Here is a 10,034-nt window from a genome sequence, read left to right on the forward strand (position 1 = left end):
ATCTTAACATTCTAGCTTCTCCTTAAAAAATTTTTTATCGTAATATCTTTTATATACTCCCGCCACGTCTTTAAAGATCGTTGCTATTTCCTTCATTTGCGTAGCGGACCTTAGCTCTCTTAGCGCCTTAACCAAAACATTGTTTAGCTCAACTAGCTTGATGATTATCTCTTGTTGCTCTGTATCAAATTTACAATAATCTCTTACCTTTTGTTCTGCGGTATCAATCTTAGAAATGTTATTTTCTATCATGCGCTCCAATGCATAATCTATCATTAAATTTAGATCGCACAAAATCTGCAGATCCTCTTTGGAGTCTATAAAAATATAGAAAAATTTGCTGAAATTTTTGGCATCGGGAGCTTTAAATCTCAAGACCTTTTCGCCGCTAATAGACGAATAAGCAGATTTTAGATCCGGCAAATTTTCTACGCTTGATAGTTTTTTCTGCAAACTTTTCAATGACACAAAAAGACGGTTAATCGTTTCATTAAATTTATGACTTTTTTCCACTACTCTAGCTTCTAAAAAATCATCATCATTCATGCCTACGGGATAGACTAAGGCCGATTCCCATTTTGTATTCGAGTCGTACTGTTTTGTATTGTTTTGATTTTTGTTCTTTGCAGATATATGAAAATCATATTTACTGAGGTATCTTCTTAGCGTGTACCCAGCAGTCACTAACGCTACTCCGCCTACAATGTATTTTATCATTTTCGCTCCTTTAGTTTTAAATAATGATGGAAATTTAACATAAGAGAATGACAGGTTGAGTCATAGAAAACATATTTTTATAGTACCCGTATCAATGCTTTCTTAAAAACACATATACCATAGAAAACTTGCATATTGATGCCATTATAAAATCAATTTTCTAATACAAGCGCCTTTTTATAAATGGCATTAAAATTTCAATATCACTCAAAATCTAGTTTTATTTTTTTGGAAAAACAATGATTCTTTGATAAAAAATAGTTTCATTTTTTGGGAAAAATTTTATGGTTCTGATAAAAAATAGTTTTATTTTTTGGGAAAATTCAGTGGCAAATAAGGGTAAAAAAAGTATATTTTTGAAAAAATAAATTACAGGGGAGTATTATGGCAAAAGAAATCGTTGACCTAGAAAAAGTTCGCTCCACAAGCGCGAGGCTTTACAATAGGACGCAAGAGATCGTCGATAGCCAAACTGGTGAAGTAAAGACGATAGTTACGAGTTTTTTGCAAAAAGAACAAACAAAAGATGCCTTTATTAAAGTTTTTGTAGAAAATTTGGATTTTTTAGTTGAAAATCTTTCAAACAACGCCAGAACCGTATTTTTAGTAATGATAAAAAACGTAAATTATAAAAATATTTTTAAATACGATAGCGATTTCGTTAAATATTTTGAAGAGCGTAAAATTTTAGCCAAATCAAGCGTGTATCGCGCTCTAAAAGAGCTTGAGGATAAACAAGCTATTTTTAAAATCAGCGAAAACGACAAAGATAAATTTGATATAATCGGCAAAAACTCTTTTATGTTAAATCCGCAAATCGTCGGTAAGGGCTCGATAAAGGATCTAAAGCAATTAAGGCAAACAACCGTTAAAACATTTAACTTTGAAACACTGGAAATGACAAAGGAAATTTTAACAGATGCGGCTTATGAGGGCTTTGATAAAGTTTTGGCAGCGCCAGATAGCTTTCAGGTAGATAGCGTCAAGCAGATTCAACATTCAGCCAACAAAAGCGAAACTGAGATTGTGATTTCAAAAAAACATGAAGAAGAAGATGAGATTATTGAAGTGGCTGCGCAAACCGATAATTCGCAACAATCAACGCAAAGCGCACAAGAAAATACTACTCCTAGCGGAATAGAGAGCGACATAGCCGACATCATGAAATTTGTCGGGGCATTTAAAGGTGATTTTAAAGGCGATTCAAAATCATTAAGAGCAGAAAAAGCAGACGAATTAAATCAAAAGGCAGAACAATGAAAGTATTTTTTGACCTAAATATCATCATAGATATTATCGATACAGATAGGATAAATAACAAAAAGGCCGTTGCTTTGATGCAAAATCTAATGCGAAAACAAGATACTATCGTCATTAGCGAAGATAGTATTAGCACGCTTTATTATAATTTGCGCCATTCTCAACAAAAGCAACTTATACTTCTAAATTTCTTAGAAGTCATTACTCAAAAATGGTGCGTATCTCCGTTTGGAATAGAAGGTATAAAAAAGGCCATTAAGTATTCTAAAAACTCAAACTCTGATCTTGAAAATGCGCTACAATACTTTTGTGCAGACAAAGAAGGCTGCGAAGTAATATATACTAGCGATAAAAACTTTCCTAAAATCGCTATAGCAATCAAAGATTATGATGAAAATTAAAATTGTGGGAAAAATTTTACCAGCAGAGATAAATTTTTCCCAGAGAGAAAACCATTTTTCCCATACCTGGGAAAATGCAAAATGTGCTCTAGAAACGATTCTACAGTGGCTGGAGACTATTTTTTTTATATAAATTCCCTTCTTTATCTATTCTTTTTTTAGAGTTTGCCTTTAAATAGGTAAATCAAAAGTTAATAACTTTTGAACTTTTATTGTTGTGCACATATTTTTTTCATTCTGAAAAAAATAGCACAAAAATACAACTCCAAAAAATAAAAATCTCTACCTATGTTTTTGTTAATAATTTATTAAATTTTTGTGTCTTATGTTGATAGCATTGGAATATTAAAAAGCGAGTTTTTATTTTAAATTAAATTTCTAGGCGACGTTAAAGTTTTTATTGGGTTGTCAATTCTATAGATAAAAATTTCTTTTTTTGGGAATATTTATATTGATATGGAAAAAAATTGTTTTTTTCTCTGGGAAAAAATGTTTTTATTTCAAAATTTGGATAGTATTTTATTTTTTATAAGATAAATTGATTTATTTTTTGGGATATTATTATTTTTTGAAATGTTATAGTTTTAAGAAATATCAGCTGTAATAATGTGTGGTTCTGATGCAATATAGATGTTTTTTAAATTTATGGTATAATCTTTTAGACGCGTAAAAGAATTAGCGTCTGTCTAATAACCACGATCTAGCTCGTTACGATACGCCGCCTTTACCTCAAAGCTCATGCCTTTTAGCCTTGCCGCATCGCCCGTGCCTGCTAGCTCCTCTAGCGCGCTTTGCTTTACGGGGATATTATCTATCTGCGATTTTGCGTATGCGTCTACTCTTAGGCTTCCATCCTCTGCAATATCGACGAAAAATCTCTTTTTATCCCCGTCTTTGCCGATCTTGTCAAAGTAAATTTTGCTTTCATTGATTACTTTAAAGTCCGCGTTTTTGATATCGTTTTTTAGGACGGCTAGCTGTTTATCGCTTAGATTTACGCTTTTGCCGAGCTCTTGGGTAGTTATCTCTTTCGTATCAAATTTACTTATCAACCCGTCTTTAAAATTTGAGTCGTTAAAACTCTCTTTTCTCATCGCCGCTATACTCTCATCTAGCTCACGCTCGACATTTGGATGCTTTGCTATGATATCTTCAGGCTTAGGTAGATTGCTTGCGGCATCGTCTAAATTTTGTGGTATAATAGTCTCATGCCCGGTTTCGGAAGAAAAATTCTCTCCGATAGCTTTTTTGCTCCGAGCGGAGTTGATCCCCTCGCTCGGTCGGGCTTTTAAAGACTTATCATACGAACTAACGATCCAATACGGCGTTTCTTTGCCTAGCCAATTATCCTTAAGCCCCACGATTTCATCGCCTAGCTTGATGTTTGGCCTACCTTTTTCGTCAAAATAAAATTTTCCGTCCCGTATTATCTCGTCAAGCCTATCCATGACTTCAGGGTGGAACCTTTTTATTTTGGCTAGCCCCCAACCGTCGCTTCTACCGGTCCCGGCTTCGCCCCACGGCAAAGTTATATCCCCCAAGTCGTCACGGTAAAACGCCCCCGCGACTTGCCCCTGCTCTTCGGCTAACAATTTCTGCACGGCTCCTTTGCCGTTATGATAAAACTCGGCATAGTTTTCGCCGAATTCTTTAATAGGCGTTATGCCGTTTATTTTTTCTATCTCGCCTCTTATTTTCTTTATGCCTTTGTCGGAAAAACTTTTTGCGGTATTGGTTAGATTTTCATAAAGCTTTGGAGCGACTTTTCTTAATGCTACGGCCGCAGCCTTACTCCCCGCAAGCCCCGTCAAAAACCCCGCAGCGAATCTCTCAGGGCTAAAATTTCCGTCCTCGTCGATAGAATTTAGCGTGCCGGCGACTAGGCCGCTGCCTAGATGAACATTTGAGTTTGCCGCATGAAATTTTAAATTTTGCTCTCTTGTGGCCGGAATGGTCTTATTCTTGAGTATCTCATTTAGCTCCTTATGTGCGCCATTTAATATTTCATGATATTGGGGCTTTAGCGGACTTATTTTGGGCATTACGTCCTTCATTGATGGAAAATCAAATTCTCGCCCATACTTAAATCTATCCCTTATCATAACTCCCATAAACTCGTTTTTAGTTTCCGCTTCTTTTAGGTTATATTTTTTAATAACAGCATTTAACTTATCGAGCCAACCCTCTTTGCCAAGATTGTTTTCGTTGATAAAATTTAGCTTTGCATTTATAGCATCGTCGATAGTAAATCTGCGAGCTACCTCGTTATTGCCTCCTCCTTGTTTTTCCACCACTTGCTCGCCTGCAGCTGCGGCATCATTTGCGCCATCTGCTTTAGCGGCTGATCGCTGCTCCATTTGCCCATCGCTCTGGGCTGGCCGCTTTGTCTGGCTAGCATTTGCAGTATCCCGTCGGCCTTGGCGTAGTATTTGCTCATCGCCGCTTTGTCGTCCGCCTGCTCGGCTTGCATTATCGCCGATACTAGAAACGCTATCTCGTAGTCCGTTAGCTTCTTTTTCATTGACTAAATTTCCTTTTTGGCTATAATCTATAAAATTTCTATCACTGTAATAATCAAAAACCTTTTTTCCGTCGTTGTATTCGTCTATCACCACTCTAAAATTTACGCCGTTTTTGTTTAAATCGTAGGCGTATCTTATCTTATTGTCGAATTGTTCGAAACTATCGTCCGCTATCTTCCCGCCGCGAACAACCTCCATAAAATTTAATAGTTCGTTGTCGGTTAATCCGCCGGTTTTTTCTACGCCCGAGTGCTTGATCATTATTTTTCTCGCGCCTGCGTTTCTGCTGCCTTGTTCTAGCGAATATAAATCGTTTAGATCTCTTCCTTGTAGCGTTATTTTGTCTTTATTGCCGATAAATACGTCGTATACGCTCTTTTGCTCGCTGTTTAACTTCTCTACGTCGATTTTGCTTACAAGTCTTTCCCTAGCTACACTTAATTTATCGTTTTTTAAGCCGCCCTGTTCTATACTAGTTTCATTGGGGCGGATCATAGCGTGTTGGCTATACGCCCCTTCATCGTTTGATAGCTCCTTTTCTTTTATACTTATTTCGCTTGCTTCGTTTTTCGCTCTTATCTGGCTTGCTACTTGCTTTTGTATCTGCGCTTCATACGCCTCTGCAACCTTGCCGTTTGCGTAGTCTTTGGCGATGTTTATATCTTTTTTTGCGTAGGCTTGCGTAAAAGCCTGCGCGCTCTCGTCCGAAAAACCTCTTTGCTTTAGCCTTGCGGCGTAAATTTCTGGAGTATAGGCCTGCGCCGCGATATCTTTTTCAAGCGCATAAAATATCCCTTGTCCTGCAAGTCTAGGATCTACGTCCGCCCCGCCATTGTAAGCTCTAGTGTAGTTTATCTCGTCCGCGCTGGGTTTAAATTTAGCGTTGATTAGCTCCCTCGTCGCGCTTGCGGACATACCTTGTTTTTGATATTCGTTGATAGCTCTTTGAGTGTCTGCGTATCTTACGGCCGATTGTTCGCGGGCATTATTTAGGCTAGTTTTAGCCGCTTCTATTTGCTCGCCGTATGCTTTAGCGTAGTCTCTTTGGTTCTCAAAGTTTTTAAATTTGACTATGTCCGCATAAGTATCCTCGTCCACAAAGTCGCTTTTTTCTTTGCCTTGCGCGGCTTCTTTAACTACCCTTGCCGCCGTGGCTTCGTCCAGTCCCGCTTCGCCGGTCGCAAACTCTCGCGCGGTCATCGTCTGAGCGGGCGAGCCCTTCGTAGCGTAGTCTCGTTGTGAGCACTCTGCGTGAAGCAAAGGCTCGTCCTTGCGGGCAGGGATTTTATCCCCTGTACGATGATATGCTCCGCTCATTTGCTCCCGCTCGGACGCAAAACTATTTACGTCCTCTATGTGTGCTCGCTCACCTTCTATTTTGTTTTTAGCCATTACCTCGCTTGCTACCCGCTCCTCGTGCGTTTGCGCCGCTAGCGTATCGGTTAGCCAGCTATGCTCTATGCCTTTGACTTCAGATGTACCGATCATACTTAGTATCGGCGTTTCGTCCGCGCCTATTAAAATGATTTTGTCGTAGACCGAAGGTTTTAAGCCTTGTCTAGATGTTGCAGGGGCTTGATAGCCCGTACTTGTGATTGCCATAATTGCTCCTTTTTGTATGGTTTAGGGCAATTATCGCTCAAGGTGCAGTCCTAAATCTACCTAGTTTTTGGGAAAATTAGAGGAAAATAGTGTCAAAATTTGCATAATTTGGGAAAAATAGAAAAAAATAGCCAAAAAATACGGCAATTTTTGGGAAAATAGGGGGCGCCCCCTAAATAGAGAATTTGATTGTTAAGTTTCGTTGCTTTGTATTATTTTATCTCAATATCGTCGCATATTAAGCTAATATCCGCTCCGCTTGCTTCTCTTAGCGTTTTTAGAGTATGTTTAATGTTTCTCATCGCCTCTATGTTTAGCGTTTGAGGTAGCCACTCCGCACCGCAGTTAGGGCACTCATTTAGAAAAACCTTATGCGTTTCAAACACAAAGGATATGGATGTCTGACAATGTATACAAACAAATTCTATGCCTTTTATATTTTTTACGTTTTGTTTCATTGCGTTGTTCTCCTTTTTTGATTTTTTATTTTATCTCTTTTTACCTTATTTACCCGTATCTCGCTATTCTAAACCTTTAAATTTTATGGTATAATGCCATTTATAGATGGGGTTAAAATAATTGGCGTCCGTCCGTGACGTCACCCCCGCCTAAAACGCTTGGAGTAATTGTAAGTTAGAATATTATTTTCTATGCCAAGCGTTTTTTACTATTTTTTCGGCTTTCTATCTGAGAAAAAGCTGATTACTCTATCTTTGCCTTTACCCATATACCCTATTGCGACTCTAAATCTTATACCGTTTTTATAGTATTCGTAGCTACGCCTGCCGTATTTATCCGTGTTGAGCTTTCCCTTGCGGACAACTTCGCCCATATTTAGATACTCTTGTTGCGTTACCCAGCCTGCGTTTTTTTCGTTCAAATGTTTTTCGATATGCAATGCACCAAAGCCTTTTTTAGTTACTTTGTTCTCAAACCCTTTCTCAAATTTAATCGCATTTTCGATAGCTTCAAGGTCTTTGTATATGATAGTGGATTTCTTATCGTTGTAAGCTACGTTGTATATACCTCTCTTTTCTTTTTGGTCTTTATCCTTTACTATCATCTGCGCCTCGCTTTGTTCGCTTAGGCTTTTGGGTGTCTCCTTTGCAAATCTTTTCTTTGCCGCCTCTATTATCTCCACTTTGGTTTTCGTGCTTAGGTCTTTATTCGTTACGGTCTTTTGTAGTAGCTTGCCTAGTTCGTCTTGCTTTAGTTTGTTTACGAAACTTGATATTTTTTCTTTATTAGCGTTTCCTTCCCCTATTTTTACTATCTGATCGTATAGTTTAGGGTTCGTCTTTTTTAGAGTAGCCGCCGTTACCTTTGAGCCAAAAAGCCCGTATATAAAACCTTTAGCAAATTTCTCCGCGTCTAAATTCCCGTTTTCGTCTTTAGCGTTCCGCCCGCTAGTCCTGCTTCTATGTGGGGGTTAGCGTAGGTTTTTATTTCTAGTTCGTCTTTAGCTTAATTTTGCGATATAATACTATCATTAGTCTGCGCGACCCGCTGCGCGTCGTCCTTAAATGCAAGCCCTTGGCTATCTTTAGCCATTGGCGCAGACTGAAATGTTTTATTGCCCGTCAACCGTTTTTGTGTCGTGCCATAATCGATAAAATTTCTATCGCTGTAATAGTCAAATATTTTTTTGCCGTCATTAAATTCATCTATTACGACTCTAAAATTAACGCCTTCTTTTTTTAAATCATAGGCATACCTTATTATATCGTCTCTAAGTTCGAAGCTATCGTCGGCTATCTTGCCGTTTCTTACTACATCCATTATATTTAAAAGCTCATCATTGCTAAGCCCGCCTGTTTTTTCAATGCCTGCGTGTTTTATCATTATCTTTTTCGCGCCTGCATTTTTGCCGCCTTGCTCTAAGGAGTAAAGGTCGCCTAGGTCTTTGCCCTGCAATATAACCTTATCTCTTTTCCCTACAAACACGTCATATACGCTTTTTTGTTCGTCGTTTAGCCTTGAAACGTCCGTATTTTTTATTAATTTTTCTCTTGATTTATTTAACCTTAAGCCTGGTTGATTTATAATTTTCTCATTGGCGAAGTTCGCGCCGGGGTGTTGCCCGGGAGCTTCGCCTTTTACTGCTTCTTACTTTGCTCCAGCTTGTTCGATTTTACTTCCTTGTTCGTCTATTTTGCCGTCTCTTATCTTTACTACGTCTGCTTTAGTGATCAAAAAATCAGCCTTGTAGTTTTTATCGTAGCCCGCAGGCATTCTTTTGTATTCCCAACCGCCTACGCCGCCGTTGTCCTCTACCCTTGCCTCGCTAAATCTAGTTTTCCCATATCTTGCATCTTTAGCTAGTATGTCCTCTCTATCTTTTAGAAACTGCTCTATGTCGTACTCTTTAGATAGCGATTTTAGTTCGTCTTTAGCTGAATTTTGTGGTATAATACTATCAGTGGCAGACGAATACGCTTCGCCAGCGGAATTTGCGTCCTGCTTTAGCGCAGTTTTATCGGCGGCGCTTAAAGGTGTTGGGAGCGTGGATGTCCCAACCGTCTGCCGTTTTACATTAGCGACCGACCCCGCTTTATTTGTGGTAGCCATCGTCCGGCTTTCGACCGGAGTGTCGGTTGAGGCGCGCCGACCGGTCACTTTTTCTAGCTCGGTGTTCCCTAAAAGCTTATCTTGCCTTCTTTCAAGCTCTTTTATTCTCTTATCTTTATTGTTTTTTGTGACGTGAACTATTTGACCATCGCTTTTTCTGACGCCTATCTCGCCTACTTTTTTATCGTCTAGGTGTTTTACCATCAAAGCGTTTTCGTCTATGTTATTCTTAAAAAAATGCGTAGGGTTATCTTTTATCTCTTTGATTACGCGAAATACGTCCGCTTCGCTTTTAAACATTTCTGGATGCTTTAACGCTAGGCTCTTTAAATTTGCTATCCATTCGTCGCTTAATACACCGCTTAAATCGTTTATCCATTTTTCAGGCTCAAATTTATGTTCGGCGTATTGTTTTGCTGCTCCGCCGTCCTTCATCGTCCAGCCCTCGCCCTTTACCTCCACACGATCAACTCCTATGCTTCGCCCCATCTCAGCCGCCGCCTGTGCGCCGCCGAGACCATATTCCTTGATGATCTCCGCCATCTTTGACGTGAGTTCGTTGTACTGTGTCCATTTGTGTTGGAGCACCTTGAGGATTTCCTGCTCGCTGTCCATGTAGATGATGTCCACGATGACCTTTTCTTTTTGCAGGAAGCGGTGACAGCGGTGAATCGCCTGAATGAAGTCGTTGAACTCATAGTCAATCCCGAGAAAAATCATGCGGTGACAATGCCGCTGAAAGTTGCAGCCGCTCCCCGAGAGCTCCTTTTTCGTTGCAAGGATGCGGAATTTTCCGTCGGAGAAGTCGATTGTGTTCCGCTCGCGCACGTCCATGTCCTGCGATCCGTAGATTTCCCGCGCCTCCGGCAGTGCCTGTTTGATTGCCTTCCGCTCATCCTCGAGGTCGTGCCAGATGATAAAATGATCGTCCGGCGCAGCGTCGACAATCTCCTTTGCCTTTGTC

General features: G+C 39.5%; 7 protein-coding genes and 1 pseudogene. 2 read left to right on the forward strand and 6 right to left on the reverse strand.

The features are described 5' to 3' along the window. Positions 1–3: 3 nt before the first annotated feature. The gene (locus Q0314_RS03495; RefSeq protein WP_298056545.1) at positions 4–717 is read right to left on the reverse strand and encodes a hypothetical protein; all 714 of its coding nucleotides are present in this window, start codon (positions 715–717) and stop codon (positions 4–6) included. A gap of 504 nt (positions 718–1,221) precedes the next feature. Here Q0314_RS03495 and Q0314_RS03500 point away from each other — a divergent pair. Both Q0314_RS03500 and Q0314_RS03505 read left to right on the forward strand, forming a co-directional pair. Next, entirely contained in the window at positions 1,222–1,977 is a 756-nt protein-coding gene (locus Q0314_RS03500; RefSeq protein ID WP_298056548.1) for a hypothetical protein, read from the forward strand. Continuing rightward, positions 1,974–2,378, forward strand: a complete 405-nt coding sequence (locus tag Q0314_RS03505) for a type II toxin-antitoxin system VapC family toxin (protein ID WP_298056550.1) — start codon at positions 1,974–1,976, stop codon at positions 2,376–2,378. Before Q0314_RS03500 ends, Q0314_RS03505 begins: the two co-directional genes overlap by 4 nt. 686 nt (positions 2,379–3,064) lie before the next feature. On the opposite strand, the gene Q0314_RS03510 is transcribed toward Q0314_RS03505, so the two are convergent. The 5 genes and pseudogenes from Q0314_RS03510 to Q0314_RS03530 form a co-directional block, all read right to left on the reverse strand. Further along, positions 3,065–6,502 carry a hypothetical protein gene (locus tag Q0314_RS03510; RefSeq protein WP_298056552.1) on the reverse strand — a complete coding sequence of 1,146 codons (3,438 nt, stop codon included), beginning with the start codon at positions 6,500–6,502 and terminating at the stop codon, positions 3,065–3,067. 212 nt (positions 6,503–6,714) lie between these two features. Beyond that, the gene (locus tag Q0314_RS03515; RefSeq protein WP_122868517.1) at positions 6,715–6,960 is read right to left on the reverse strand and encodes a hypothetical protein; all 246 of its coding nucleotides are present in this window, start codon (positions 6,958–6,960) and stop codon (positions 6,715–6,717) included. A gap of 209 nt (positions 6,961–7,169) precedes the next feature. Continuing rightward, a complete protein-coding gene (locus Q0314_RS03520) occupies positions 7,170–7,643 on the reverse strand; it encodes a hypothetical protein (protein ID WP_298056561.1) in 474 nt (157 codons plus the stop codon). Between the two features lie 323 nt (positions 7,644–7,966). After that, positions 7,967–8,446, reverse strand: coding sequence for a hypothetical protein (locus Q0314_RS03525; RefSeq protein ID WP_298056562.1), 480 nt, complete (start codon positions 8,444–8,446; stop codon positions 7,967–7,969). A gap of 162 nt (positions 8,447–8,608) precedes the next feature. Continuing rightward, positions 8,609–10,034 (reverse strand): annotated as a pseudogene (locus Q0314_RS03530) (hypothetical protein); the annotation flags it as partial.

Source organism: uncultured Campylobacter sp. (genome assembly GCF_938040115.1).
Lineage (GTDB): Bacteria > Campylobacterota > Campylobacteria > Campylobacterales > Campylobacteraceae > Campylobacter_A.